This window comes from Embleya sp. NPDC059237 (assembly GCF_042754105.1).
Lineage (GTDB): Bacteria > Actinomycetota > Actinomycetes > Streptomycetales > Streptomycetaceae > Embleya.
The window spans coordinates 1-24,836 of the sequence record NZ_JBHZAE010000024.1 but is presented as its reverse complement, the minus strand read 5'-3'; the positions used below and the strand labels follow the sequence as shown (position 1 = coordinate 24,836).

Here is a 24,836-nt window from a genome sequence, read left to right as displayed (position 1 = left end):
GAACAAGGGGCTTTTCCATGACGCGGCAGCTCGACGAGATCGACCGGGCGCTCCTTCGCGCGCTGAGCGCGGACGGCCGGCGCACCGTGCGCGCCCTGGCCAAATCGGTGGATCTGTCCGAACCCGCCGTGCGCGAGCGCATCCAACGGCTGGAGCGCGACGGGGTGATCACCGGCTATCACGCGGAGTTGGCCCCGGCGCAGGTCGACGCCGGCACGGCCGCGTTCATCGCACTGCGTTTCGACGCGGGGCGGGCGGCGCGCGATCAGGTCGAGGCGGCGATCCACCGCGAGCCCGCCGTCCTGGAGGCGCACGAGGTGGCGGGCGAGGACTGCTTCTGGATCAAGGTCCGGGTGGCGTCCACCGCCGCGCTCGCCGACACTCTCGACCGGATCCGCGCGATCCCGGTCATCCGCGGCACGGGCACCACCATCGTGCTGCGCACCGTCTTCGAACGCCCGCTGCTGTCCGCCGAATCCACGGTCGAGGCGGCCGACGAGGCGGTGTCGGACACCCGCGCGTAGCGGTCACGCCGGCAAACCGCACGACCCCCCGCACACCGGAGTGCGGGGGGCCTTCGGCGTGTTCTTCGCGGGGAGCTTGGCGCAAAACATACCTGCGCGCCCTTTGCGGATAGTGATTGGCTGACTTCCGTCGGTTATCACGGTGGGGTGAGGAGTCACGCGTGATCATTCAGCTGTACGGCGAGTGGACCCAGCGCTCGGACACGTCGGCGAACTATGCGCGGGCGGTGGCCGGCTGCCAGGACGTCGCGGACCGGCAACGGAAATATTTCACCGCCGACGGACAAAAACATGAGCGTTCCATGGTCAACAAGGGCCTCGCCCTCTACATCGACGTCCCGCACCACCTCCTCGGCTTCGACGACTCCGGCGCGCGGGGCATCGCCGAGATCAAGCCGAACAACTGGGACAGCGGCTTCCTGAGTTTCGCGGTCGGTGGCCGGCGCAGTTGGACCGACGGAGTGGTCACCGCGCCCGAGTCGGTGTTGTGGGCGGCGATCCACGCCTACTGGAGCGTCCGGGTGCCGGAATACGCCGACGCGTCCGCCCGGGAACGGCAGGCGTACCGACGCGGACACCTGCCGTCCGGGGCGAAGGGGGTGCCCTCCATCGAGGACCTGTCCGGCCTCATCGACTACACCAGGTGCCGCCGATCCGGACCGGTCGTCGTGGTGGCGGGCCGCCACGTGGAGTTCGAGGAACCGGCGGACCGCCAGGAGGAGTTACCCTTCCTGGTCGCCCTCACCGACCCGCTGCACCAACCCCCGCTCACCGGCCCGTACAGCTACCGCGGCGACCACGACGACACGGCCCGCCTCGCCAGAATCCGCAAACTCGAACCCCAGTCCCGGACAAGCCGCCGCTGACCGGCCCGGACCCGCCACGCCGCCGGATCAGTCGACCAGGTGCGCGACCGTCGGTACCACGAGGCCGAAGAGGTCGGCGATGGTGGTCAGGCTCGCCGACTGGAGGGTTTCGGCGGGGATGACGGCGCCGTCGAGGGTGGGCAGGGCCCGGGTGGCGGTGGCTTCGGCGACGACGGTGGGGCGGTAGCCGAGGTTGAAGGCGCCCTGTGCGGTGAAGGTGACGCACATGTGGGTCATGAAGCCCGCCAGGATCAGGTCGGGGCCGGCGTCCAGGTCGCGGAGTGTGTACTCCAGGTCGGTGTCGTGGAAGGCGTCGGGGACCTGCTTGACCACGACCGATTCGCCGTCGGCCGGCGCCACTTCGCCGCTGATCGCGCCGATCTCGGCGCGGATGTCGTACGGGGTGCCCGCTCCGCCGTCGTTGACGACGTGCACGACGGGCGTACCCGCCGCACGGGCCGCGGCGAGCAGTCGGGCCCCGGCGGCCAGGGCCGGTTCCACGCCGTCGAGGGCCATCACGCCGGTGCGGTAGGTGTTCTGGAAGTCGATCATGATCAGGGTGCACGCGCCGCCGAGGCGGGGCGGCGTGTTGTCGAGGCCGATGACCTCGCGCAGGGTCGCGGAGGAGCGCATGAGTCGGAAGTACCTTTCGTTTGAGGCCGGTTGCATGGCTTTCGGGCAGGGCGAAGCCGCCGGGCCACGCGGGTTCGCACGCCGGGGTCAGGACACCGTGCGGAAGCGGCGGCGGTAGCCGGCCGGGGTGGTGGTGAGTTGTTTGCGAAAGGCCCGGTGCAGGGTTTCCACCGAGCCGAATCCGGTGGCCGCCGCGACCGCCTCCAGCGGTTCGTCGGTGCTCTCCAGGACGCGGCGGGCCGCCTCGACCCGCGCGGCCTCCACGTAGGCCGCCGCACCGGTGCCGGTCTCCTGCCGGAAGACCCGGGCGAACTGACGCTCGCTCAGGCACATCCGCCCGGCCAGGGCCGATGTGGACAGGTCGTGGTCCAGGTGTTCGGTGATGTACACGCGCAGTTCGTCGATGTCTCGCCTGCCGGTCGCGGGTCGGCTCAGCGGCACGCTGAACTGGCTCTGCCCTCCCTGCCGACGCAGGTAGACGACCAGTTGCCGGGCCACCGCGAGGGCCAGGTCCTCGCCGTGGTCCTCGGCCACCAGAGCCAGTGCCAGGTCCATGCAGGCGCTGATCCCCGCCCCGGTCCAGATCCGACCGGAGCGCACGAAGATCGGGTCGGCGTCGACCCGCACCTCGGGGTGGTCGGCGGCCAGTTGCGCGGCGGTCGACCAGTGTGTGGTCGCCCGCCGCCCGTCCAGGAGCCCGGCGGCGGCGAGCACGTGCGCGCCCACACAGACCGACGCGACCCGGCGGGCGTGCGGCGCGGTGGCCGCGACCCATGCCACGACGGCGTCGTCGACCAGGGCCACCGGACCGTCCGGGCCCATCGCCACCGCGCCGGGAACGAGCAGCGTGTCCACCGCGGCCCCCACGTCGGCGAAGGCCACATCCGCGAGGATCCGTACGCCGGCCGACGTGCCGACCGGGCCGGCCTCGGGGCCCGCCAGGCGAACCACGTAGCCCGCCGCGCTGGCGGTCTCCCGGTTGGCCAGGGCGAAGACCTCGGCCGGGCCGGTGACGTCGAGCAGGTCGACGTCGGGGAAGACCGCGATCACGACGCGGTGTGGAGTGGACATGCGTCCATCGTGGTGCCCACACCCGATGGCCGCAATGACGGGTATCTGTCACATTCGGCCATCGACGCGGCGCTGCCGCATCGGCCCACACGAACGTGGCGGGCGCGTCCGGGAGGTCCGGAGCGCGCCCGCCACGTGACGGTCATCCGTGGCCGGCGGCGGCCAGGAGGCGGGGGAAGCGGTCGTTGGGTCTACAGATCTCGCCGAGGTCGGGGTCGTCGACCTCCTCGATGCCCGGCTCCACCCGCGCGACATACGCCTCTGGGTCGCCCGCCTCCTCGGTCACGGCGGGAGCCGGCGTGGGCCTGGCCGCGTGCAGCCGGCCCGCCCAGTGGTGGGCGTCCTGCGGTTCGCCCTCGATCCGGTGGTGCAGGGTCAACAGGCGCATCGCCTCGACGTCGTCGGCGCCGGCCGCGTACCGCCACCAGAACGCCGCCGGCGCGGGCCGCCCGGTCAGATACAGCAGACACCCGAACACCAGCGCCCCGTCGGCCTCGCGTTCGTGGACGAAGTCGCCGAGGAGGGGACCGGTGGTCGGCCGGGCCACCACGGCCTGGCACAGCTGTTCCAGGTCCGCCGCCGCCGCGTTCTGCGCCGCGTGCGCGTCCGCGAAACGGGTGCCGCGTTGGGGACCGATGGTGCCCGGCCGGACCAGGGCGGCCAGCAGCTGCTCCTGGACGATGCGGTCGGCCAGCCGGCGGGTCGCGGCGCCGGCGTCGTAGTCGGCGAAGGCCGCGTCCATGTCGCGCCGGCGCTGTTGGAGGGCGTGGTCGAGGGAATTGTGGTGGTTCATGTATTCGGTTCCCGAGGGTGCGATGGGGACGACGGGGTGGGTTCGGGATGAACGTGGCGGGCCCGCTCCAGCGCGGTGGCGAGTTGTTTGCGGGCCGCGTGTACGTGGCTGCGGACTGTGGAGATGGTCACCCCCAGGTAGTCGGCGACGTCCTGGAGCGGCAGTTGCATGACCAGGTGCAGGCGGGCGCAGGTGGCCCGCTTGACCGGCATTGCGGCGATCGTGCGATCCAGGATGTCCAGGTGGGGCACCACCGCGGCCGGGTCGCCGTTGCCGGTCGAGGCCACGTCGGGGGCGCCCGGCGCGGTGAAGTCGAACAGCACCTCGGGGGTGCGCCCGCGCCGCCGACGGATGTCCACCACCCGGCGGCGCAGGATCCCGAAGGCGAGCGCGAGCGGCGGGCTGGGGTGGCGCACGATCTCCGCCCAGCGCCTGGACAGCGCGAGCAGCACGTCGGCGACCGCCTCGTCCGCGTCGTGCGCGCAGCCCAGGCTTTTCCAGGCGTGGTCGATCAGGGTCTGTTGGTGCTCCCGGCAGAACCGGACGAAGTCCGCGGGCGCGTCGATCACCGGACCGCCGGGGGCGGGGCGCCGGCGGTCCACGGTGTCCCGGACCAGGTCGCGCCGCAGCCGGCGATCCTCCAGGGCGTCGGTGAGCATCCGGAACGCGCGCTTGACGGGCGGCGCGGGCTCGCGCAGCACGTCGTCCCAGCGCTGGAACAGGGCGAGCAGCACGTCGGCGACGATGTCCTCGGCCTCCGGGCGCGAGCCCAGGTGGTCGTAGGCGAAGCGGGTGAGCGTGAGTTGGTGGCTGTGGCAGAAGGCGACGAAGTCGTTGCGCAGGAGGTCCACCAGGTCCACGTCCACGGCTTGGGCCTGCTCGGGGTGTCGGGGTTCGGTCATCGTCCGCCGCCCTTTCCGCGGGCGGAGTGTGTGCTGCGATATCCGTGGCCGCAGTGGCGGTGCGGCTCGGGGGGCGCGAAACCACGCATCAGGGCACCGAGCGGCGCGCGCACGACGACGACCAACACGCCTATGACCAGCCACAGTTGTCTGGCCTCGGGACCGAAGATGTTGTTCAAGGCAGCGGTTCCTTCCGTGAAGTCCGGCGCGAACACCGCCGGGCGCATTGCACGTTGCGCCCGACGGTGTCCACGAGACCCGAAGGCCTCTCACCCCCTTTCTCGCCGGCGGACCACCCGCCGTCCAAGCCGAAACCGCAAAATCTCGCGCAGCGCGCCCGAACGACTACACGTTGTCGCCCCACCAGGCCGAACGCCCGATACGGCGGGCGCCGCGCCGGGGCCGGTCACCACGGGAGTGTGCCGTCGGCGTCGAAGTAGCCGCCGGTCGGGCCGTCGGGGCCCAGGCACGCCATTCGCACGATGACCTCGGCGCCCTCCCCGACGGTCTGGAACCCGGTGTGCGCGTTCAGGTCGGTCTTGGTGAAGCCGGGCTCCACCGCGTTGATCCGCAGCCGCGGGAAGGCCTTCGCGTACTGCACGGTGATCATGTTGACCGCGGCCTTCGAGGCCGGATACGCCACGCCCGGATAGGCGTGCGTCGGCGTGCCCGCCTCGGTGACCCGGGTCAGCGAGGCCAGGCCGCTGCTCACGTTGACCACCACGGGCGCGGCGGACGCCTCGAGGAGCGGCAGGAACGCGTCGGTGACCCGTACCGTGCCGAAGACGTTGGTCTCGAACGTGGCGCGCAACGCGTCGACGGACAACTTCCCCGGGCCGCTCACCACACCCCTGGCATCCATCTCCCGCTGGATGCCCGCGTTGTTGACCAGGACGTCGAGCCCGCCGGCCGCCGCCACCTCCGCCGCCGCGGACCGCACGGACACGTCGTCGGTGACGTCCAGTCGGATCGCCCGCACGCCCAGTTCCTCGGCGGCCCGGCGACCGCGTTCCGCGTCCCGGGCGGCGAGCAGGACGGTGTGGCCCGCGGCGACGAGTCGGCGGGCGGTCTCGAAGCCGAGACCCTTGTTGGCTCCGGTGATCAATGTCGTTGTCATGCCCCCACCCTTCGGCCGGCGTCCGGCGACAGCCAGGCGTCCCGCCTTCCTGGGACTGCCGGTACCAGGCACATCCGGGTCGACGGGTGCACAGTGGTGTGCATGACGACCACCGAATTCGGCCGCACGGTACGACGCTGGCGCGACCGGGTCTCCCCGGAGGCGGCCGGGCTGCCCCTGGGCGGGCACCGGCGCGCGGCGGGGCTACGCCGCGAGGAACTGGCGCTGCTGGCCGGGATATCGGTCGACTACGTGACCCGCCTCGAACAGGGCCGGGCGAGCAATCCGTCGGAGCAGGTCGTCGAGGCACTGGGCCGGGCACTGCGGGTCTCCCGCGCCGAGCGCGAGCACCTGTTCCATGTCGCCGGGTTGGTTCCGCCCGGGCGCGGTACCGTACCCGCCTACCTCACGCCGGGCATCCAGCGCATGCTGGACCGGCTGACCGGGACCCCCGTCGCGGTGAGCGACGCGGCGTGGACCCTGCTCCTGGCCAATCCGATGTACACGGCGCTGATGGGTGAGCAGCACGGCGACGAGCGCAACGCGGTGTGGCGCGCGTTCCTCGGCTCCGAGAGCCGGGTCCGGCACACCCCGGAGTCCCGGCGCGCGTTGGAGGAGATTCAGGTCTCCCAGTTGCGGGCGACGGCGAACCGGTATCCCGAGGACCGACGACTGCGCCGACTGATCGCGGAACTGCGCGCGAGGAGCGAGCGGTTCACCGCGTTGTGGGAGTCGCCCGGCGTGGTACCGCAGGAGGGGGTGACCTGCAAGGTCGTCGACCACCCCCAGGTGGGCACGCTGACCCTGGACTGCGACGTCCTGCACGCGGCCGGCAGCGATCTGCGCGTCATCGTCTACACCGCCGAGCCCGACACCCCGGACGCCGAACGCCTCGCCCTCCTCGGCGTGTTGGGCACCCAGTCGCTCACCGGGTAGGGCTGGACAGGGCCTACGCGTGTGCTTCCACGCCGTACAGGCGCAGACCCCGACTGCGGTAGTTCTTCAGGGCGTTGGCGTGGTCCTCGGACGAGGTGTGCAGCCAGACCCGACACACCGAGGCGGCATCCGGGAGCGGCGGGGTGGCCCACGCCTGACGGAGCACCAGGGTCAGGGCCCAGCCGCCCAGACCCTTGCCGACGTATTCGGGGAGCAGGCCGAAGGTGACCACCTCGACCACGCCGCCGGGTTGCGGTTCGAGGTTGCCGATGCCGGCGCTCTCCCCCCGATGGGTGATCAGCCAGGATTCGCGCAGCGGGTGGGCGGCGCGAAGTTCGGCCCAGTCATGCTCGGTTCGCTCCGTGCTGCGCCAGCCGTAGGGCGCGCCGATCCGCGCCTGGAGCGCGTACACCTCGGGCGAGGGCTCCACCCGCCGCAGTCCCAGTGCCTCGACGGGCCGTGACGGCCGCAGCTCGTCGGGCGCGGTCATCTCCAGATACATCAAACTCTTGCCCATTGCGACAGGCTATCGAGGCTCTCGGACGCCGAGGCCGTCTCCTGGTCGGTCGCTCCAACGGGTGATCCTCGTTGGGCCGTTCCGGTGACCTGCTACCGAATGGCTGGTTGTGCACCGCATCGGGCCTGGGACGCTGGGTGCCCGAGGGGTGGCGGTCCGTGCCGGCGACCGCACGCCCCGGTCGTCCTGTCGGTGGCCGGCGACCTCGCCGACGAGTGGCCGGACGCGTTCCCGGGGGCCGCGACCGAGGATCGGCCGGTGTTGCCGCGGTCGCGAGGTGGCTGCATCGCCAGGGCCTGCTCGACGTCGGCTGACGGCGCCGATCCAGCGGTCGAGCCGGCGCAAGACCGGGGCGAAGCCCGGAGTGACCCCGTCGAGGTCACCCCGGGCGCGCGGTCACCAGGCGACCGGGAGGGTGAGCGGGAAGCGCCAGATGGACACCGTGTTCCACCGCACCTGCTCGGCCGGTACGGCCAGTCGCAGATCGGGGAACGCGGCCAGCAGCGAGCCGATGCAGACCTCCATTTCCATCCGGGCCAGGTGTGCGCCCAGGCAGTGGTGGGTGCCGTGCCCGAAGGCCATGTGCGAGGCCGGCTTGTCCCGGTCGAAGTCGAGTTCGTCGGGCCGCTCGTACACCGCCTCGTCGCGGTTGGCGGTCAGATACGACACATGCACCGTGTCGCCGGCGCGCACCGTGACGCCGTCGAAGTCCACGTCTTCCAGGGCCACGCGCGGGATGCCGACGCCCTGACGGAAGGGGATGAAGCGCAACAACTCCTCCACGGCCTTGGGCAACCGGTCGGGATGGGCGCGCAGTTCGGCGAGGTGGGTCGGATGGGTCAGCAGCGTGTAGACGATGTTGCCGATGTCGTAGGTGAGCGTGTCGTGTCCGGAGACCATCAACAACATGGCCAGAACCGTAAGTTCGCTCTCGTCCAACATCTCGTCGTCGATCCGTGCGGTGGCCAGCGCGCTGATCAGGTCGTCGCCCGGGTCGTGGCGCCGCGCGGCGCACAGTGCGGTGAAGTACGCGCGCAAGCCCGCCTTTGCCGCGGCGGCCGAGGTCCGATCGGCGACGTTCATCGACATCATCGCCATGGCGTGCCGGCGGATCCCGGGTCGGTCCGCCTCCGGAATGCCGAGCAGTTCACTGATCGTGCGCAACGGCAGTTGCCCGGCGAGCAGTTCCATCAGGTCGGCCGGTGCACCGTGCTCGGTGATCCCGGTGAGCAGTTCGTCCACCACACGCTGCGTCCACGGCCGCAGCTTCTCCACCTGCGCGTTGCTGAACGCCTTGACCACCAGCCGGCGAACCCGGTTGAGGATGGGCGGGTCCATCAGGTTGATCGCCTCGGACTGGGCGATCGGCGCCGGGGTGATCCGGGGGAAGTCGGTACCCACCAGCGCCGCCCGGCTGAACCGGCGGTCCGAGGTGACCAGGCGTACATCCGCGTGCCGGGTGACCAGCCAGCAGCGCCCCTCGCCGTAGGGCATGCGGACCCGGGCGACCGGCGCCTCGGTGCGCATCCGGGCCATCGTCGGATCGGGCTCCAGGGCCTCGTCGTGCCGGAACGGGCATGCCCATACCTGCTCGTCGGTGGTCATCGTTTCTCTCCCAGTCCACGGGGGCGCGTCGCTCGCCGGCGATACCGGCGACATGTGCCCTCCACGGTGGGCGCACGGGCGTCCCGAACGCGTGGGGCTGGGGTCCCGCGCAGGTCCCGGTCCGGTCCCGACGCCGGTTCCGACGCCGGTTCCGGGTGCGGTGCGATGCCGCCGGCGCCGGGCCCGGGGACGTGGCCTGCATTGGCCTTACGGCGGGCCGATCCGGCCCCTACGATCGGCCGATGACCACGATTTTGATCATCGGCGTGGGGGACATGGGCGAGCGGGTCGCCGACGGTTTGGCCGCGGGCGGTCCCGGGCGGCGGCTGGTGCTGGCCGGCCGTTCGACCACGGGCGATGCGGCGGCGGCGACGGTGGCCAGTTCCCGCGACTGCCTCGTCGAGGCGGTCCGGCTCGACGCGTCCCGGTCGGAGGAGGTCGCCGGGCTGATCGACAAGCTCCGCCCCGATCTGATCGTGCACTGCGCGTCGCTGCGCAGCCCCTGGGCGCTCGCCGGCCGTACCGATCCCGCCGCCGAGGCGATCGTCGCCGCCGGTCTCGGCCTGCGGCTGCCGTACCAGCTGCCGCTGATCCTGTCCGTCATGCGCGCCGCCCGCGCCGCCGGGTACACCGGCCCGGTGGCGAACCTGTCCTTCCCGGATGTGACCGGCCCGGTGCTGGCCCGCCTCGGCCTGGCTCCCACCGTCGGCCTGGGCAACGCCGCGATGGTCCACCTGCGGGTGCGGGCCGCGCTGCGGGCCGCGAACCCCGATCGGCCGCTGCCGCTGATCCGCGTCCTCGCCCACCACGCGCAGGTGCTCGGCGTGATGGCCGCGCGGCGCCCCGCCGACCCGGACCTGAACTGCCGGGTGCATCTCGGCGAGGACGGCCAGCGCAACGACGCCCTCGCCTACCAGGCGCCGCCGATCGCGCCCGGCCTGCGGCACAACGTGGTCACCGGCGCCGCCGTGCTCCCGGTCCTGGAGGCGCTGTTGCCGGGCGCCGCCGCGCTGCGCCACTCCACCGCGGCGCCTGCGGGCCTGCCCGGCGGCTACCCGGTCCGGATCGTCGACGGCGTCGTGTCCCTGGACCTGCCGGCGGGCCTGGCCGAGGCCGACGCGATCGCCTTCAACGAGCGCCTCGCCGCCGGCGACGGCATCGACCGGATCGACGCCGACGGCACGGTCCGGCTCACCGCCGCCGCACACCGCGCGGTCGCGGCCATCGCGCCGGACCTGGCCGAGCCGATCGCCGTCGACGAGATCCCGGCACGCGCGGCCCGGCTGGACGCAGTCCTGGCCGGGGCCTGATCGCGGCCCGGCTCAGGCCTTCGACCTGACCTCCCACAGGTCCGGGAAGACCGGGTTGAACAGGGTGGAGCGCAGATAGGCCGCGCCGGACGAGCCGCCCGTGCCGAGCTTGGCGCCGATGGTGCGCTCGACCATCTTCATGTGCCGGTAGCGCCATTCCTGCAGGCCCTCGTCGATGTCGACGAGCGCCTCGCACACCTGCGCGGCGTGTCCGGTCTCGTCGCGGTAGACCGCCTCCAGGCTCGCCTGCACGTCCGGGTCGGCCCGCCACGCCAGGCTCGGATCGCGGTCCAGGACCCGCGCGGGCACCGCGTAGCCGAGGGCGGCGAGGTGGCGCAGCAGCGAGTCGAACAGGGACGGGCGGTGCGCGGCGGCCTTGAGCCGGTCGTCCAGGTCCAGGTCGTAGCCGCCGAACTCGCGGCGCCCGAGCACCGCTTCGAGCTCGCGGAACTGGGCCGACTGGAACCCGCTGGAGGTGCCGAGCGCGTCCCGGAAGGACGCGAACTGGCGGGGCGTCATGGTCTCCAGGATGTCGAGCTGGCCGACCACGGTCTTCAGGATCTTGGCCACCCGACGCGCCGTATGCAGCGCGCCCGCGCTGTTCCCGGTCTCCAGGTGTCGCTGGAGCAGTGCCACCTCGTGCAGGATCTGCTTGAACCACAGCTCGTAGACCTGGTGGATGACGACGAACAACATCTCGTCGTGCGCGTCGGTGGCCGGCTGCTGGCACGACAGCAGGGTGTCCAGCCGCAGATAGCTGCCGTACGTGATGTCTGCGGTGTCCGCGGCGTCTGCGGTGTCCGTGCTGTCCGGCGCGTCGCTCATCGGCGCGTCCTCTCCTTGCGGGCTGTCAACCGTTCCGATGGCCTCGGAGACGACGGGCACCATCTTGTGCCGGTCGCGGCCTTTCAGGAATGGCCGACACACGGAAACGCGCGGGTCGGATGTCATGATCACAACACGTTGTGCGGGGTCGTGCTTATGTTCGTAAACCCGGCCTGATGGGGGTGCGAGGCGGGCCGCGAGGCCGGGGTGCGGGGGCTGCCCGAGCGCCGTCCCCGCACCCGCCGTACTCGCGGTGTCACGGGCCTCACCGCAGCAGCCGGACCACCCGCTCGTGGGTGTGCGGCAGCGCCTGGACGTTCGCCGGGAACCGGGGCGCCAAGGCCCCGAAACCAGGCGTTCCGGTACGGACTCGGTGGCGTTTCACGGACACCCGAGGGAGCCTGCGGTGAGATCCGGCCACGATCGGCCGGGACGGGCCGGGAGGGGCGGATGGAGCAGGTAGGACGGGCGGGAGGACTCAGTCCTCCCAATCCCAGTCGAGCGACTCGCCGGTGAGGTCGTGGTAGACGCTCGCGATCTGCCCGACATGCACCCCGGGCAGTTCGGGTTGCCAGGCCGGGAAGGTCTCGGGATTCGCCCACAGGGAGCGGTAGTACGTCCGGCCCCGGCTCACCGCCCAGTGCGCGACGTCCTCGGCGCCGTCCTCCGAGTCCGGCAGGTACGGGGTGAACGGGTCGTCGAGCAACTCGACCACGGCGTCCAGGAATTCGCGGTGGAAGCGGACGAGGTCGGCCGGGTCCACGGCGCGCAGGGCGGCGTCGACGTGCTCGGGGTCCCGGCACACGTCCTCGACGCGCTCCCAGAAGGATTCCGGGAGGTGGTCGGGCGGGGGCGGTGGGCTCTCCGGGGTCACGCGGGGCATGGTTCCAGACGGATGGGACGACCGGCACCCGGGGGTCGGCCGGGGCATCCCGCCGTGCCGACGGGGGTATGCGAAAACTGACCTGATTCGCTCCCGGTCGCCCCTCCGCAATCAGCCCACGTGCTCCTCGTAGTCGGCCACGCGGGTCTGCACGTACTTGAGCAACTCGCCCGCCGCGCTCCTGAGTTCCTTGGCGCCGTCGGTCCGACCGTCGCTCCACTCGGCCGACGACACGACCAGGGAACGTACCGCCATGAGGCGACCGAAGTCGCCGGTACCGCCCGGCGGTACCGGCTTCAGGGTCGATCCGGCCGGCGGGTCGAGCGCGACGACCTGGTAGCGGATCGGATCCGCGCCCGTCAGGGCGAACAGGGCGGCGGCGTCCTCGGCGCGGTTCATGGTGACCACCGCGACACTGATCCGCATCCGCCGGTCGGCGTCGGTGTACAACGCGGCGGCCAGGCGCGTACAGCCCGCGCCCCGGGCGACCGTGGCGGCCAGGTCGGGCGCGAACATCTCGGCGCAGGTCCGGGGCACATGCACGTCGACCCGCTGGAACTCGGCCCCGGACGGCAGGCGTACCCGCGCCTCGGGGAACGCCTTCGTCTCGGGCACCGGCGGCGCGGCCTCGGCCCGGCCCACCTGGAGGGGCGTGCTCGCGCCGCCCCCCGCGGGAGGGCTCGCGGGGATACCCGCGGTCGGGGTGACCGGTCGGATCACCAGGGTCGGCCGCGCGGTGGAGACCACCGACACGTCCGCCGTGTTGGGCCCGCTGTCGGCCGGGCGGACCAGGCCGTACACGCCCACCGACAGGATCACCGAGCCCACGACCGACGCGGCGAGCCATCCGGGGGACACGTGCCCGGGCGGTCGCGCACCGGATCGTGTCCCGCCCCGGCGCGCGCCGGTCCCGCCGCGGTCACCGCCTCCGCCCGCACCCGCGCTCGCTCCCGCGCCGGGAAAGTCCCCACCCGCTCGGCCGGCCGCGTCGTTCGCCCGCGCGACCTCGCGCGCGAGAAACGCATCCCAGTCCGGCTCGTTCCGCCCCGTCATGACCCGCCCCCAAGTTCGCAAACCCCCCACACGCAGCCTACCGACCCGCCCGCCCGCGAGACCGGCCCGCCCGGCCCCGAACTCGGCACCGGGGCAGGGCGGATCGGGCGAGCGGTCCGCCGCGCCGATACGTGTCGCCGCCCTACTCGGTGCGCAGCGCCGTGGCCGTGCGGGTTCGGGCCGCCCAGGTCGCCGGGAGGAGCGCGCCGAGGGCCGCGATGGCGACGCCCGCCAGGCCCAGGAGGGCCAACTCGGGGAGGTCGTACACGTCGAGCACGCTCGGCGGCAGGTTCGTGCCGGCGGCGTGGCCCATCCTGGGCACCACGTAGCCGTGCAGCGCGTAGCCGACCGGGACACCGATCAGGCCGCCGGCCACCCCGATTCCGACCACCGAGGCAAGCACGAGGCCCACCGTCTGTCGGGGGGTCATCCCGAGCGCCTTGCACACGCCGAGGTCGTGCACCCGCTCCCGGGTGTCGAGCACGACCGAGTTGAGCACACCCAGCCCCGCCACGGCGACCAGCATCAGGGTGAGCAGCGCGGCCATCGCGTCCAGGACCAGGATCAGGCCGTCCCCGCCCGAGGACGCGTCGCCGAGCACCGCGCCGCCCAACGGCTCCACCACGCGGGCGAGATCGCCGGCATAGCGGTCGCGGTCCACACCGGGCTTCAGGCCGACGAGGTATACGTCGGGGCGCGCCGAGGCGAAGGAGGCCATGTCGGCGTGGATCCGGGTGCCGTCGTCCGAGGTGTCGAAGGCCTCGCCGACGATCCGCAGGGCCTGGACGACGCCCTCGTGGGTGACCCGGATCGTATCGCCGATCCGGGTGCCGGTGCGGGCCAGGAACCGGGTGGGCACCACGACCTGCCCCGGGCCGTCGAGCCAGTGCCCGGCGATCATCGGGTAGCCGCCGGGCCGCGAGTCGCCCTGGTACAGCGCGGCCCGGACCGAGCCGGGGATGCCGGTCACGGTGACGTCGGCGTGTCCCACGCCGTAGCTCGTGGCGGTGCCGGGCGCCGCCGCCACGGCGGCCCGGATCCGGGCCGCGTCGGCGGGGGTGGAAGGACCGCCTCCGGCGGGGGCGTTGCCGGCGCTCCCACCCGGGGCCGGAGCGTTGCCGCCGCCCGGTCCCGCGCCGCCGGCGGGGGCGTTTCCACCTGCCGGGCCCGCGCTCATCGCCGGTCCGCCCGCAGCGCCGACGAGCACCGTGACCGCCGCCCGGCTCTCCGGGTCCTGCACGTCCCCGACCGCGTTCAGCGACGCGGTCAGACCCACGGCGAATGTCGCCGCGACGGTGCCGAACACCACCGCGAGCACCATCGCGAGGGTCCGCACGGGATGCGCGAACGGGCTCGCGAGACCGTACGTCACCGCCCGGGGCAGCGGCAGCCGCCCCGTCGCCCGATACGCCCACCGTCCCCGCCCCGTGCGTGGCGCCCGACCGACCGCGATGGCCTCGACCGTACGCAGTCGACCCGCCCGCAGCGCCGGCACCAGCGCGGCGACCCCGACCACGACGAGCGCGCCGACCGCGACCAGCACGTCCACCCACCAGGCCACCGACAACGAGGCGTCGCCGTAGACCTGTTCGGTGTCCGCCAGAAGCGGCAGCGCCATCAGGTTCCCGAGCACCACGCCGAGCCCGATGCCGACGGCGGCCGGCACCAGCGCCTGGGCCACATAGGCCCGCACCACCTCGCGCGGGGTGAAGCCGATCGCCTTGAGGATGCCGATCCGGCGCAGCCCGGTACCGACCGCGCCGCTGACCACACTCCCGACGATGATCACCGACATGGCGATGCCGAGCACGCCGAAGGCGGTCAGGAACGGGATGGTCGGCGCGGCGTTGCGGTCGGCGGCGCGCTTGGTGTCCAGGTGGGACCGGGCGCCGAGGAACGCCCCCGCCGGTACGGCCGACACGATCTCGGCCCGGCGGTCGGCGACCTTGCCGTCCGTCCCGGCGGCGGCGAAGCGGTAGAGCATCTGCAGCCCCGCCGGCTCGTTCGTGGATGCGAGCGCACCGACCTGGTCCGGAACGACCCAGGCGCCGGCGGTACGACTCACCGATCGGGCGATGCCCACCACGGTCAGCACTGGCGCGCCGGGGACGTCGGAGCCGGCCAGCGTGAAGCCGGGCGGCATCTCGGGGCCGGCGAACTCGGTGGACAGCACGATCTCGCCCGGTTTCTCCGCCCAGCGGCCCGAGGTGAGGTCGAGGTCGTCCACGGCCGCGTGTGGACCGGCGCGACCGGCCACGGTGAGCGCGGGGAAGTGTCCGCCGCGACCGTCGGTGGGGTGCATCGTCGCGGTCGGGTACGGTCCCGCGCTCGCGGTGACGCCGGCCAGGTGCCCGGTGGCCGCCAGGTCCGCCGCGCCGACCTTGTCCGGGTCGAACTGGGCGCTCAGGTGCGCCCCGTGCTGGTGGGCGAAGGCGTGGTCGAAGGGCGCGTTCGCGGCGACCACGAGCGATCCGGCGACCACCGCCGAGGCCACGGCCATCATCGTGGCCAACGCGATCACCACGGTCTGTACCCGACGCCTGGACACCCCGGAGCGGACCACCCGGCCGAGCGCGCCGCCGAGCCCGATCATCGGACCGCCTCCGCGCGCGGGTCGAGCGCCAGGTGCCCGTCGACGAGGTGGATCGACCGGCTCGCGCAGGCCCGCGCCAGCGCCGGATCGTGGGTGACGAGCACGATGGTCTGCCCGTCGCGGTGCAACTCGGTGAGCAATTCCCGGACGTCCGCGCCGGAGGCGCTGTCCAGCGCGCCGGTCGGCTCGTCGGCCAGGAGCAGTGCGGGGCGGTTGATCAGCGCCCGGGCCACCGCGACCCGCTGCCGCTCTCCGCCGGAGAGCCGACCCGGGTAGGCGCGGGCGTGTTTCCCGATGCCCAGCACCTCCATCAACTCTCCGGCCCGCTCCGCCGCCTTGCGTCGGCCGGTTCCGGTCAACTGCGCGGGGAGCTGGATGTTGTCGGCGACGGTGAGGTCGTCGAGCAGGTTGAAGAACTGGAAGACCATGCCGATGTGCTCGCGGCGGAAGCGGGCCAGCGCGTGCTCGCTCAGCCCGTCGATGCGCTGCCCGGCCACGGTGACCGTGCCCTCGCTCGGTCGGTCGAGGCCGGCGATCAGGTTGAGCAGCGTGGACTTGCCGCTGCCGGAGGGGCCGGTCACCGCAAGCGCCTCGCCGCGGGCCACGCCGAGGTCGAGCGGGCCGAGCGCGGGCGCTCCGCCGCTGTCGTAGCGCTTGGCCACGCCCGCGAGTTCGATCACAGGGGTCATGGGATTCGTCCGTCCTTGGCGTTGTGAGGGGTTGCGTGTCTGCCGGCCTCGGCGACGCTAGGTGCGCGGGTGCTCGCGGCGCGTCGGCCGCCGCGCCGACATCCGGCCCCTCCCGGGAAGGACCCGCGGGCGGGGTCATCCCTGCGACGTACGCCGCTCGGCCCGGGGCACCGGTCGTGCGGGGGGATGCGGCGGCCGGCGGGCGGGTCGCACAATGGGCCGGTGTTCAGGGACGATTGGCGCCGATGGCGCGGGCAACTGGGGGTCGTGCTGCGCCCGGACGCCGAGCCGGCGCCGCTGTCGCGGCGGGCGCGGTACGCGGATGTGCTACTCGCGGTGGTACTGACCTTCGTCGCGCTGGTGGTCGCGGTGCGCTATCCGGACGCCGGGCCGGGGCCGGTCGCTCCGATGGGCGACCAGCCGATGCCACCGAGGCCGCCCGAGCTCTGGCTCCCGCCGCCGAAGGAGGACGGACTCGACTCGGGGGCCTGGCCGTTGGTCGTGTTGTCCGCGTTGCCGCTGGCGGTTCGCCGCCGGTATCCGCTGGTCGCCTTCGGCGTGATCCTCGGCGCGACGGTGGGCATCGGCGAGGACCACGCGTCCTGGATCAACGTGACCACCTGCGTGCTGGGCGCCTACAGCGCGGTGGTGCACAGCCGCTACCGGGGTCGCGCGGTGGTCGGCCTGGGCCTGGCCGCCGTGCTGGCCGGCGCCGCCTTCCGGGACACCCCGCCGATGTTGCCCGGCTGGTCCAGCCCGGGGGTGGTGATCCTGATCGCGGGCGGCCTGGCCGGTCTGGTGTTGTTCTGGCAGCGGCAACTGGCGGCCGGTCGGCAACGATACGCCGACCTCGAACGTGCCCAGGCCGAGGCCACCCGCCGGGCGGTCCAGGAGGAACGATCCCGGATCGCCGCCGAGTTGCACGACGTGGTGACCCACAATGTGAGCGTGATGGTGATCCAGGCGGGGGCGGCCCGCACGGTGATGGACGCGGCGCCGGAACGATCGAAGGCGGCGCTGTTGGCGGTCGAGGCCGGCGGGCGCGCCGCGATGGCCGAACTGCGCCACGTGATGGGGCTGCTCGCCGCCCCCGACACCGAACGCCCCGACGAACTCGAACCACAGCCCGGCCTGGACCGGCTCGACGCGCTGATCGAACGGGTCCGCGCGGCCGGGACACCCGTACGCCTGGCCGTGTCGCTGCCGCCCCAGCCGCTGCCGGCGGGGGTCGACCTGACCGCCTACCGCGTGGTCCAGGAGGCACTGACCAACACGATCAAGCACGCGCCCGGCGCCGACGCGCACGTGACGATCGGCTACACCGGTGAGCGGCTGGAGATCGAGGTCACCGACACCGGCGTCGCGCCCGCCGGGCCGACACCGGTCGGCGGCGGCAGCGGGCGGGGTCTGCTCGGGCTGCGCGAACGGCTGGCGGTCTACGCCGGCGAGTTGACCGCCGGGCCGACGCTGACCGGCGGCTACCGGATCCGGGCGCACATCCCGTGGCGAACGGCGTGAGCGGGGCGCCGCTGCGCGCGGTGATCGCCGACGATCAGGCCCTGGTGCGCACCGGGTTCGGGATGATCCTGAGCGCGGACGGCATCGAGGTCGCGGCCGAGGTGGCCGACGGCGCCGACGCGGTGGCCGCGGTCCGGCGTACCCGCCCCGACGTGGTGCTGATGGACATCCGCATGCCGCGCATGGACGGCATCGAGGCCACCCGCCGCATCCTCGCCGAGCGCCCGGACGGCTCCGACGGCACCCGGGTGATCATCCTGACCACGTACGACCTCGACCACTACGTCTACGCCGCGCTCACCGCCGGCGCGAGCGGCTTCCTGCTCAAGGACGTCACCCCCGAACACCTGGTCGCGGCGGTGCGCCTGGTGCGCTCCGGCGACGCCCTGCTCGCCCCCACCATCACCCGCCGGCTGATCGAACGTTTCGCCCACCGCGACGAACCCCCCGCCGGGCTGCATCGCGACCTGTCCGACCTCACTCCGCGCGAACTCGAAGTCCTGCGCCTGCTCGCCACCGGCCTCAGCAACGCCGAACTGGCCGACCGCCTCACCCTGAGCCCGACCACGGTCAAAACCCACATCGGCCGAATCCTCAACAAACTGGACCTCCGCGACCGCGTCCAAGCGGTCGTCCTGGCCTACGAATCCGGCCTGATCTCCCCGGGATCGAGCCCTTGACCCGCCCCGCCGGCGCGACCATCGCAGCCGCTTCCGGCCGGAAATCGCCTGTGGGGAAAGGCGGTTCGGACAGACCCTAAGCCGGTTTGCCGGCGCGCAGGGAGTACATCAGCGGGACCCTCGGCCGGTCCGCCGGGTATCGGTAGATGCCGGATCGTTCCTCGAGGTCGGGGAAGCGGGCGAACAGGGTGTGGTCGTGTTCGTGCAGGAATTCCAGGCGCAGGCCCGTCGCGGTCAGCGCGCTGACCACCTCGCCGATGCCGTGTTGCCACTCGACCGTGACGTTGGCGCTGGTCTCGGCGCTCATGTCGGCGTAGGTGCCCGGCTCTTCCCAGACGGTGCCGTCGCGCCGGAAGTAGTCCAATTCGACCGTGCGGCCGTCCTCGGCCAGCACATCGGCGAACGGGTGGAACTCGGCCAGGTAGAGGAAGCCGCCCGGGGCGACCAGCGCCGCCGCGGTGCGGGCCCAGCGCTCCAGATCCGGCAGCCAGCACAGCGCGCCGAGCCCGGTGTAGACGATGTCGAAGGTGCGTCCGCCGAGCGCGGTCGGCGCGTCGTAGACGTCGGAGGTAACGAACCGGGCCGTGTCGGCGCCGATCCGCGCAGCGATCTCGCCGGCCGCGGCCACCGCCGGCGCGGAGAAGTCGAGCCCGGTGACGGTCGCCCCGCGCCGGGCCCACGACAGCGTGTCGAGCCCGAAGTGGCATTGCAGGTGGAGCAGGCTCTTGCCGGCCACGTCCCCGACCTCGGCCGTCTCGAAGTCCCGCAGCGGGTCCTTGCCCGCGACGAACCCCTCCACGTCGTAGAACCGACTGGCCGTATGGATCGGGACCCGCTCATCCCAGCTGGCCCGATTGACCGCCCGCCAGTCCTCGACCACCGAATCTTCACTCATCCGGTCAAACTAGCCGGCCCCCTCCCACCCCCTCAACCGATATACACCCGCCCGCCGCCGGCCCCCACACGCCTCGCATCGGGAGCGGTTCGGGCGGGTAGGACAAGGGCAGATCGCGCCGTCTCGCTCGGTTCTGTCGACCTCGATCGATTCGATGCAATCGCAACCCCGCGCCGGTACAGTCGCATCCCACATGTCGGCCCGCCGGCCCGCTCGAAGAGTGGGTGTCGGGACACGACGGGCGGCCGAGTCGCGTGCGACGGTCCGGTGCCGAGGGAAAGAGGTGCGGGTGAGCGGGAGAGTGGATGGCGGTCACGGCCGGAAGCACGTGCGGCGACGCGGAGCGGCGAAGGCACGGAGCCTCGCCTCCCGCACCCGCGCCACCCGCGATCAGCTCAGTTGGCTCAACGAGGCGGGCCTACGGATCGGCACCACGCTCGACCTGAAGACCACCGCACAGGAACTGGCCGACTTCACCGTCCCCCGTTTGGCCGACGCCGCCGCCGTCGATCTGCTCGAGTCCGTACTCCAGGGCGATGAGGGTCGACGCCCCAGCGGCCTCGGCAGACCGGCCCGGCGGGCGATGTCGGTGGCGCACATCGACCGACTCGCCGACCTGGAGCCGGACGAGATCGGCGAACTCTCCACCTCTCCCCCCGAGCGGGACTCACGCTTCACCCGGGCACTGGCCGACGGTCGGCCGTTACTGATCAGCGCCTTCGGACCGGAGGACTTCGACGAGATCGCGCCCACCCCCAGCGCCGCGGCCAAGCTCCGGCAGGCGGGCGTGCACAGCTACATGATGGTGCCGCTGATCGCACGCGGCGTGCAGTTGGGTTCGGCCGACTTCATCCGCGCGGGCGATCGGCCCGGCTTCTCCCAGGCCGACCTCGCGCTGGCGATGCAGCTCGCCTCCAAGGCCGCCATCGACATGGACAACGCCCGGCTGTACGACCGCGAACGCGAACACGTGGCCAGGCTCCAGCGCAACCTGCTCCCCCGAGTCACCCCCCGCACCCCGGGCCTCGGGGTGAACTCCCGCTACATCCCGACCGCCGACCCGCTCGGCGTCGGCGGCGACTGGTACGACGTGGCCCCGCTGCCGGGCGGCCGGACCGCCCTGGTGGTGGGCGACGTGATGAGCCACGGCATGGCGGCGGCGGCCACCACCGGCGTACTGCGCGCGGTCGCCCGCACGTTGATGGCGCTGGACCTGACCCCGGAACGGATGCTCGCCCGCCTCGACCTCGCCGCCCGCGACCTGGAGGACGACCAGGTCGCGACGTGTCTGTGCGCCGTCTACGACCCGGCCGAGGGCGCGTACACCCTGGTCAGCGCCGGGCATCCGCCGCCGCTGCTGGTCGATGCCGACGGCAAGGCGTCGTTCGTGGACGTGCCGATCGGCGCGCCCATCGGCGCCGGCGTCATCCCGTACGACCCGCTGCGCCTGACCGTTCCGCCGGGCAGCCGACTCGTGCTCTACACCGACGGGCTGGTCAAGTCGCGAACCGAGGACATCGACGTACAGCTGGCCCGGCTGCGCAACCGGGCCGCCCGGCTCGGTCCCGACGAGTTGGACGCCGGCGCGCTCGGCGATCCCACGCCCGGCGCAGGAGCCCGCTTCGACGAGGCCGTGATGATGGTCGCGGCGACCCAACCGCCGCTCCTGGGCGGCGACTTGTTCGTCTGGGACCTGCCCCCGGACGGGTCGGCGGCGGGCCTGGCCCGCCGGTTGGTGCGCGGCCGACTCGACGAGTGGCAACTCGGCGACCTCTCCGACGTCACCGAACTCGTGGTCAGCGAACTCGTCGGCAACGCGCTGCGCTACGGCCACGCCCCGGGCCGGCTGCGGCTGCTCCGGCACGATCGCCTGGTGGTGGAGGTCTCCGACACCGGCCCGGACCTGCCGCAGATCCAGCACTCGTCGCTCAGCGACGAGGGCGGGCGCGGCCTGCAACTGATCAACATGTTGTGCCGGGGCTGGGGTTCCTGCCGCACCCCCACCGGCAAGATCGTCTGGGCCGAACAGGACATCCCGTAGCGGCCCGTCGGCCCTGATCGGGACCGCCGCCGCCGATCCGGCGGCGGCGCGCATGTCTCGGTTGCGTTTCGGTGCATACGCGGAACGCCGGCATGCGGGATCGTACGAACAGGGCCGGCGCGCTGCGGGAGCGTTGGCCGTCGACGTGTGATCGGGGAAAACCGAATGGCCGACGATCGGGACTGCGTCTGTCACGTGCGCCAGGGCTACGCGCGGGTGACCGCGCCCAGGGTGCTCGATGTTTCCGTCGCCCACCATCTGCGCAAGGACCTCGTGTCGCAGATCAACGCCCTGCCCGACCACGTGGTCGAGCTGGCGTTCGATCTGTCGGGCACCGAGGTCTTCGACGCGGCGGGTGCGGCGGCGATCGGCTCGGCGTGCCGACACGCCTTCCTCCTCGGCCTGCGCTCGCACTGCCACACCGTGTCGCCGGAGCTGCGCGACGCGTTGGCCTGCGTGGAGGCCGATGTCGCCCTGGTCGACCGATAGTTCGCCAGGACGACCCGAATCCGCGCCGGGACACCGGCGGCACCCGGATACCGTCGGTGTCCCGGGGCATGCGGAAATCCTTGGAGCGCGCGGTGGCTCTTGGATAGAGTACCGCCCGCCCGACGGCCACACCGTTCCACGGAGGCGACTTGCACCAGGATCCGGGATACCCACCGCGCTACCCTCCCGCTCCGCCGCCGCACCCGACCCAGCCCAGGTGGGCGTGGTGGGTCGTGGGCATCGCCATCCCGTTGATCGGCATCGTCGTCACCGTCGCCGTCAGCCGATCCGGCTCCGACGGGGACTCCAAGGCGCCGTCCGCGAACACCGCCCCCGCACCGGAGCGGCAGAACACGCCGCCGGGCAACGGGACATCCGGATCGGCGGCGTCGCCGAGTGGGCAGACCGGGCAGACCGGACAGTCGCCGGCCGGCACCCCCGGCCCGACCAGCCGGCCGGCCAAGGTGCTGTTCGGCCCCGGCACGGTCACCGCCACCGCCTCGTCCCGCTATGTGGACCTGGACACCAGCCCGCCGCTGGTCACCCCGTCGGGCAAGGCCGCCGACCTCGTCTTCGGTTTCCTCTTCGGCAAGCCCGACCTGGTCACCGAGGGATCCAGCCCCACCCTGGCCCCGCTCCCCGACGGCAGCCCCGACCCGACGGCGGCCGACTGCGCCGAGGCGGTGCGCAAGCGCGGCTCCTACCTGGGCGGCGAACTGGCTCTGGGCTCCCGCTTCTGCGCCGTGACCGACGAGGGCCGCACCGCGTACTTCAAGCTGACCTCCGTACCCGCCAGCGAGACCCCGGTACGCATGGAGGTCACCGTCTGGGACCTCGCCGGCTGAGGCCGACCGCTCCGACCCGAGCGCCGGCGACCGCCCCAGCTCAGGGACATGCCGGTTCGCCGGTCGTGGGGCGCACGCCGACCGCGTTCCATGCGGCCCGCGTTGCGCCGAAGAGGGCGCACGTGGGGTCCAACCGCAAGGCCGCGTTCAGGGTGAGCCGGCGCTCCTGCGCGTACTTCGTGTTGGACGTACGCCCGAGCAGGGCCTGGTACACGATTTGGCCGGCCGTCCGGATACCGACCCCGGTGACCGTCGAGTTGTCGCACGTCGGGCTCTTCGGCTTGCCGCCGCCGGGGTTGCTGCCCTCGGCGAGCAGATAGAACCAGTGGTTGAGCGGTCCGGCCGCCGCGTGCTCCTCCGTGTTCGGGATGGCAGAGCTGTAGCAGTTCGGGTCCCCTACCAGCGACGGGTTGTACATGTAGCGCAGCGGTCCGTTGCCGGTCAGATCGATCTTCTCGCCGATCACGTAGTCCGGCTCGTCGTACGGCAGCGGCTCGTTGACGTACGCCTCGGTCAGGGTGCCCATGATGTCGGCGAAGCCCTCGGCCAATCCCGGTTCCCGGAACGGCCAACCGGGGGCGGTCTGGTCGACGGCGTGGCCGTACTCGCGCCCGACCAGGTCCATTTCGGTCACCCACTTGCCGCTCGGGGTGTGCCCGATGTCGATGGCGCCGGCGGTCGGGTTCCAGCGCAGGCCCACGTCGTTCAGGCCCACGCGCAGCGGCCACGCGCCGCCCTGGCCGTTCTGCCCGTTGCGGCCCAGCCAGGCGCGGAACATGTCGAACTGCCGCTGCGCCGCCCACAGGGCGTCGACACAGGCGGTCTCCAGGTTGGTCGGATCGCCGTTGCCCCAGTCGTCGACCGGCTTGGTGAAAGTGCCGCCGCCGTTGTACTTCGTACAGGCCAGGTTGGTCCGGATCGGGTCGCGCAGCGTGTACGCGGAGCCGATACGCGTGGTGTCGATGGCGAGCGGGTCGGGCCCGTTCCACGCGCCGTGTCCCGTCCCGGACGACAATGCGCCGGCGACGGCGGGTCGGGGGCCGGCCGCGTTCGAGGTCTGCGCGGTGCCGAGCAGCAGGGCGATCAGCAGGGCCAGGCACGAGCCGAAGGTCAGCGTGCTGCGATGCATCCGAACTCCCCGGGATGGAAGGCGGGTTCGTCACGCGGGCGAACGACACGCTCACACCCCGCCGGGGCGTGGTCAACGCCGGCGGCGGGCATCGGCACATTCCGGCGAGTGGCGGGCCGCGCGGTGCCGGTCATGCGCTTCGGATCCGACCATTCCGGTTCGATACGGCACGGTTCGACCATATTTCGGATCATGCCGCCGGGGTCCGCGGACCGATTCGGACCTCCCTTCCGATTCGGCTTGTCGCCGACCGGTCACAGGGGGCAACGTGGGGTGTGTGGCGGTGTTCGGGCGGGGCCGGAGACGCGGGACGGCGGCCTATCCGCGGTCCGCGTACCTCCTGCGTGAGCAGCACGAACGGTTGCTCGACCTGATGCTCCTCGAATTGGCGAACGTCCGGGAGCGGCTCGCCGGGCAGCCGCGGGACGAGGCCGTGGAGCGGGGGCGCCGGGAACTCGTGGCGCAGGCCGTGCACTTCGCCGGGCGGATCCCGCCGGGCTTCCCCGCGGTGTTCGCGAGATGGGCGACGATCCTGGAGGCCGCGCGGGAGTACGACGTCGCCGTCGCGCTGGACCTGGGCACGTCCGCGCTGCGTCAGGCCCGGGAGGACGCCGCGGCCAACGGGCGCACGACCGCCGCGCATCTGGCCCTGGCCGACGCGCACGCACGGACCCTGTGCGCCGTCGGCGCCCCGCCCGCCGAGCAGGCCGCGCTCGCGGACCTGCGGCGCACGTGGGCCGGGCGGATCGAAGCGGACGAGTAGCGCCCGGGCCGGCCGAGTAGCGCCGCAATCACCGGAAAAGGCGGGTGCCGGCCCCGGCTCGGGGGGGCCGCAGCCGCGGCCGCCCCCCCCCTCCGCGTGGCGCACGGGGGGCCGCCGCGGCGGCCTACGGGCGCCCGGGGGGGGGGGCGGGGGGCGGGC

At 72.9% G+C, this 24,836-nt stretch carries 25 protein-coding genes; 10 read left to right on the top strand and 15 right to left on the bottom strand.

The window, feature by feature from the left end; all coding sequences use genetic code 11:
* The first annotated feature begins 17 nt into the window (after positions 1-17).
* Both ACFXKZ_RS45855 and ACFXKZ_RS45850 read left to right on the top strand, forming a co-directional pair.
* Entirely contained in the window at positions 18-524 is a 507-nt protein-coding gene (locus tag ACFXKZ_RS45855; protein ID WP_380012051.1) for an Lrp/AsnC family transcriptional regulator, read from the top strand.
* Positions 525-685: 161 nt separating this feature from the next.
* On the top strand, positions 686-1,390 hold the full coding sequence (locus ACFXKZ_RS45850) for a hypothetical protein (RefSeq protein WP_380012048.1): 705 nt from the start codon (positions 686-688) through the stop codon (positions 1,388-1,390).
* A gap of 27 nt (positions 1,391-1,417) precedes the next feature.
* Here the strand turns inward: ACFXKZ_RS45850 and ACFXKZ_RS45845 are convergent, their stop codons facing one another.
* The 6 genes from ACFXKZ_RS45845 to ACFXKZ_RS45820 all read right to left on the bottom strand — a co-directional run bounded on the left by ACFXKZ_RS45845 (position 1,418) and on the right by ACFXKZ_RS45820 (position 5,906).
* The gene (locus tag ACFXKZ_RS45845) at positions 1,418-2,023 is read right to left on the bottom strand and encodes an isochorismatase family protein (protein ID WP_380012045.1); all 606 of its coding nucleotides are present in this window, start codon (positions 2,021-2,023) and stop codon (positions 1,418-1,420) included.
* Positions 2,024-2,110: 87 nt separating this feature from the next.
* Positions 2,111-3,094, bottom strand: coding sequence for a GlxA family transcriptional regulator (locus ACFXKZ_RS45840; RefSeq protein WP_380012042.1), 984 nt, complete (start codon positions 3,092-3,094; stop codon positions 2,111-2,113).
* 142 nt (positions 3,095-3,236) lie between these two features.
* Positions 3,237-3,887 carry a hypothetical protein gene (locus tag ACFXKZ_RS45835; RefSeq protein WP_380012039.1) on the bottom strand — a complete coding sequence of 217 codons (651 nt, stop codon included), beginning with the start codon at positions 3,885-3,887 and terminating at the stop codon, positions 3,237-3,239.
* Positions 3,884-4,789 (bottom strand): sigma factor, encoded by a 906-nt coding sequence (locus ACFXKZ_RS45830; protein ID WP_380012036.1) that lies wholly within the window; start codon positions 4,787-4,789, stop codon positions 3,884-3,886. The genes ACFXKZ_RS45835 and ACFXKZ_RS45830 overlap by 4 nt, the downstream gene beginning before the upstream one ends.
* On the bottom strand, positions 4,786-4,968 hold the full coding sequence (locus ACFXKZ_RS45825) for a hypothetical protein (protein WP_380012033.1): 183 nt from the start codon (positions 4,966-4,968) through the stop codon (positions 4,786-4,788). The genes ACFXKZ_RS45830 and ACFXKZ_RS45825 overlap by 4 nt, the downstream gene beginning before the upstream one ends.
* A 227-nt stretch (positions 4,969-5,195) precedes the next feature.
* Positions 5,196-5,906 carry an SDR family NAD(P)-dependent oxidoreductase gene (locus tag ACFXKZ_RS45820; protein ID WP_380012030.1) on the bottom strand — a complete coding sequence of 237 codons (711 nt, stop codon included), beginning with the start codon at positions 5,904-5,906 and terminating at the stop codon, positions 5,196-5,198.
* Positions 5,907-6,008: 102 nt separating this feature from the next.
* Here ACFXKZ_RS45820 and ACFXKZ_RS45815 point away from each other — a divergent pair, with 102 nt between their 5' ends.
* A complete protein-coding gene (locus ACFXKZ_RS45815; protein WP_380012027.1) occupies positions 6,009-6,842 on the top strand; it encodes a helix-turn-helix transcriptional regulator in 834 nt (277 codons plus the stop codon).
* A gap of 13 nt (positions 6,843-6,855) precedes the next feature.
* Here the strand turns inward: ACFXKZ_RS45815 and ACFXKZ_RS45810 are convergent, their stop codons facing one another.
* Positions 6,856-7,359 (bottom strand): GNAT family N-acetyltransferase, encoded by a 504-nt coding sequence (locus ACFXKZ_RS45810; protein ID WP_380012024.1) that lies wholly within the window; start codon positions 7,357-7,359, stop codon positions 6,856-6,858.
* Positions 7,360-7,755: 396 nt separating this feature from the next.
* Positions 7,756-8,964 carry a cytochrome P450 gene (locus ACFXKZ_RS45805; protein ID WP_380012021.1) on the bottom strand — a complete coding sequence of 403 codons (1,209 nt, stop codon included), beginning with the start codon at positions 8,962-8,964 and terminating at the stop codon, positions 7,756-7,758.
* Positions 8,965-9,206: 242 nt separating this feature from the next.
* On the opposite strand from ACFXKZ_RS45805, the gene ACFXKZ_RS45800 reads away from it, so the two are divergent.
* Positions 9,207-10,274, top strand: a complete 1,068-nt coding sequence (locus ACFXKZ_RS45800) for a KR domain-containing protein (protein ID WP_380012018.1) — start codon at positions 9,207-9,209, stop codon at positions 10,272-10,274.
* A gap of 12 nt (positions 10,275-10,286) precedes the next feature.
* Here the strand turns inward: ACFXKZ_RS45800 and ACFXKZ_RS45795 are convergent, their stop codons facing one another.
* From ACFXKZ_RS45795 to ACFXKZ_RS45775, 5 genes are all read right to left on the bottom strand, one after another.
* Complete coding sequence (locus ACFXKZ_RS45795) at positions 10,287-11,099, bottom strand: tryptophan 2,3-dioxygenase (protein WP_380012015.1); 813 nt, start codon at positions 11,097-11,099, stop codon at positions 10,287-10,289.
* 478 nt (positions 11,100-11,577) lie between these two features.
* Complete coding sequence (locus ACFXKZ_RS45790; RefSeq protein ID WP_380012012.1) at positions 11,578-11,973, bottom strand: hypothetical protein; 396 nt, start codon at positions 11,971-11,973, stop codon at positions 11,578-11,580.
* Between the two features lie 120 nt (positions 11,974-12,093).
* On the bottom strand, positions 12,094-13,035 hold the full coding sequence (locus tag ACFXKZ_RS45785) for a hypothetical protein (RefSeq protein WP_380012009.1): 942 nt from the start codon (positions 13,033-13,035) through the stop codon (positions 12,094-12,096).
* A 142-nt stretch (positions 13,036-13,177) separates the two neighbouring features.
* The gene (locus ACFXKZ_RS45780; protein ID WP_380012006.1) at positions 13,178-15,628 is read right to left on the bottom strand and encodes an FtsX-like permease family protein; all 2,451 of its coding nucleotides are present in this window, start codon (positions 15,626-15,628) and stop codon (positions 13,178-13,180) included.
* Positions 15,625-16,317 carry an ABC transporter ATP-binding protein gene (locus ACFXKZ_RS45775; RefSeq protein WP_380012003.1) on the bottom strand — a complete coding sequence of 231 codons (693 nt, stop codon included), beginning with the start codon at positions 16,315-16,317 and terminating at the stop codon, positions 15,625-15,627. The genes ACFXKZ_RS45780 and ACFXKZ_RS45775 overlap by 4 nt, the downstream gene beginning before the upstream one ends.
* 222 nt (positions 16,318-16,539) lie before the next feature.
* On the opposite strand from ACFXKZ_RS45775, the gene ACFXKZ_RS45770 reads away from it, so the two are divergent.
* Both ACFXKZ_RS45770 and ACFXKZ_RS45765 read left to right on the top strand, forming a co-directional pair.
* Positions 16,540-17,835, top strand: a complete 1,296-nt coding sequence (locus ACFXKZ_RS45770; protein WP_380012000.1) for a sensor histidine kinase — start codon at positions 16,540-16,542, stop codon at positions 17,833-17,835.
* On the top strand, positions 17,820-18,515 hold the full coding sequence (locus tag ACFXKZ_RS45765) for a response regulator (protein ID WP_380011997.1): 696 nt from the start codon (positions 17,820-17,822) through the stop codon (positions 18,513-18,515). Before ACFXKZ_RS45770 ends, ACFXKZ_RS45765 begins: the two co-directional genes overlap by 16 nt.
* A 76-nt stretch (positions 18,516-18,591) precedes the next feature.
* Here the strand turns inward: ACFXKZ_RS45765 and ACFXKZ_RS45760 are convergent, their stop codons facing one another.
* Entirely contained in the window at positions 18,592-19,410 is an 819-nt protein-coding gene (locus tag ACFXKZ_RS45760; RefSeq protein WP_380011994.1) for a class I SAM-dependent methyltransferase, read from the bottom strand.
* Between the two features lie 328 nt (positions 19,411-19,738).
* Here ACFXKZ_RS45760 and ACFXKZ_RS45755 point away from each other — a divergent pair, with 328 nt between their 5' ends.
* From ACFXKZ_RS45755 to ACFXKZ_RS45745, 3 genes are all read left to right on the top strand, one after another.
* Entirely contained in the window at positions 19,739-21,451 is a 1,713-nt protein-coding gene (locus ACFXKZ_RS45755; protein WP_380012453.1) for a SpoIIE family protein phosphatase, read from the top strand.
* A gap of 165 nt (positions 21,452-21,616) precedes the next feature.
* Complete coding sequence (locus ACFXKZ_RS45750; protein ID WP_380011991.1) at positions 21,617-21,940, top strand: hypothetical protein; 324 nt, start codon at positions 21,617-21,619, stop codon at positions 21,938-21,940.
* A gap of 233 nt (positions 21,941-22,173) precedes the next feature.
* On the top strand, positions 22,174-22,785 hold the full coding sequence (locus ACFXKZ_RS45745) for a hypothetical protein (protein ID WP_380011988.1): 612 nt from the start codon (positions 22,174-22,176) through the stop codon (positions 22,783-22,785).
* A gap of 40 nt (positions 22,786-22,825) precedes the next feature.
* Here ACFXKZ_RS45745 and ACFXKZ_RS45740 read toward each other — a convergent pair whose 3' ends face one another.
* Positions 22,826-23,914, bottom strand: coding sequence for a M4 family metallopeptidase (locus tag ACFXKZ_RS45740; protein WP_380011985.1), 1,089 nt, complete (start codon positions 23,912-23,914; stop codon positions 22,826-22,828).
* Positions 23,915-24,191: 277 nt separating this feature from the next.
* Between ACFXKZ_RS45740 and ACFXKZ_RS45735 the strand changes: the two genes are divergently transcribed.
* Entirely contained in the window at positions 24,192-24,677 is a 486-nt protein-coding gene (locus tag ACFXKZ_RS45735) for a hypothetical protein (protein WP_380011982.1), read from the top strand.
* The last annotated feature ends 159 nt before the right edge of the window (positions 24,678-24,836 follow it).

Coding starts and splice junctions, on each gene's coding strand:
- ACFXKZ_RS45855 (WP_380012051.1), top strand. CDS start 18: ATGACGCGGCAGCTCGACGAGATCGACCGGGCGCTCCTTCGCGCGCTG.
- ACFXKZ_RS45845 (WP_380012045.1), bottom strand. CDS start 2,023: ATGCGCTCCTCCGCGACCCTGCGCGAGGTCATCGGCCTCGACAACACG.
- ACFXKZ_RS45840 (WP_380012042.1), bottom strand. CDS start 3,094: ATGTCCACTCCACACCGCGTCGTGATCGCGGTCTTCCCCGACGTCGAC.
- ACFXKZ_RS45835 (WP_380012039.1), bottom strand. CDS start 3,887: ATGAACCACCACAATTCCCTCGACCACGCCCTCCAACAGCGCCGGCGC.
- ACFXKZ_RS45830 (WP_380012036.1), bottom strand. CDS start 4,789: ATGACCGAACCCCGACACCCCGAGCAGGCCCAAGCCGTGGACGTGGAC.
- ACFXKZ_RS45820 (WP_380012030.1), bottom strand. CDS start 5,906: ATGACAACGACATTGATCACCGGAGCCAACAAGGGTCTCGGCTTCGAG.
- ACFXKZ_RS45815 (WP_380012027.1), top strand. CDS start 6,009: ATGACGACCACCGAATTCGGCCGCACGGTACGACGCTGGCGCGACCGG.
- ACFXKZ_RS45810 (WP_380012024.1), bottom strand. CDS start 7,359: ATGGGCAAGAGTTTGATGTATCTGGAGATGACCGCGCCCGACGAGCTG.
- ACFXKZ_RS45805 (WP_380012021.1), bottom strand. CDS start 8,964: ATGACCACCGACGAGCAGGTATGGGCATGCCCGTTCCGGCACGACGAG.
- ACFXKZ_RS45800 (WP_380012018.1), top strand. CDS start 9,207: ATGACCACGATTTTGATCATCGGCGTGGGGGACATGGGCGAGCGGGTC.
- ACFXKZ_RS45795 (WP_380012015.1), bottom strand. CDS start 11,099: ATGAGCGACGCGCCGGACAGCACGGACACCGCAGACGCCGCGGACACC.
- ACFXKZ_RS45785 (WP_380012009.1), bottom strand. CDS start 13,035: ATGACGGGGCGGAACGAGCCGGACTGGGATGCGTTTCTCGCGCGCGAG.
- ACFXKZ_RS45780 (WP_380012006.1), bottom strand. CDS start 15,628: ATGATCGGGCTCGGCGGCGCGCTCGGCCGGGTGGTCCGCTCCGGGGTG.
- ACFXKZ_RS45775 (WP_380012003.1), bottom strand. CDS start 16,317: ATGACCCCTGTGATCGAACTCGCGGGCGTGGCCAAGCGCTACGACAGC.
- ACFXKZ_RS45760 (WP_380011994.1), bottom strand. CDS start 19,410: ATGAGTGAAGATTCGGTGGTCGAGGACTGGCGGGCGGTCAATCGGGCC.
- ACFXKZ_RS45750 (WP_380011991.1), top strand. CDS start 21,617: ATGGCCGACGATCGGGACTGCGTCTGTCACGTGCGCCAGGGCTACGCG.
- ACFXKZ_RS45740 (WP_380011985.1), bottom strand. CDS start 23,914: ATGCATCGCAGCACGCTGACCTTCGGCTCGTGCCTGGCCCTGCTGATC.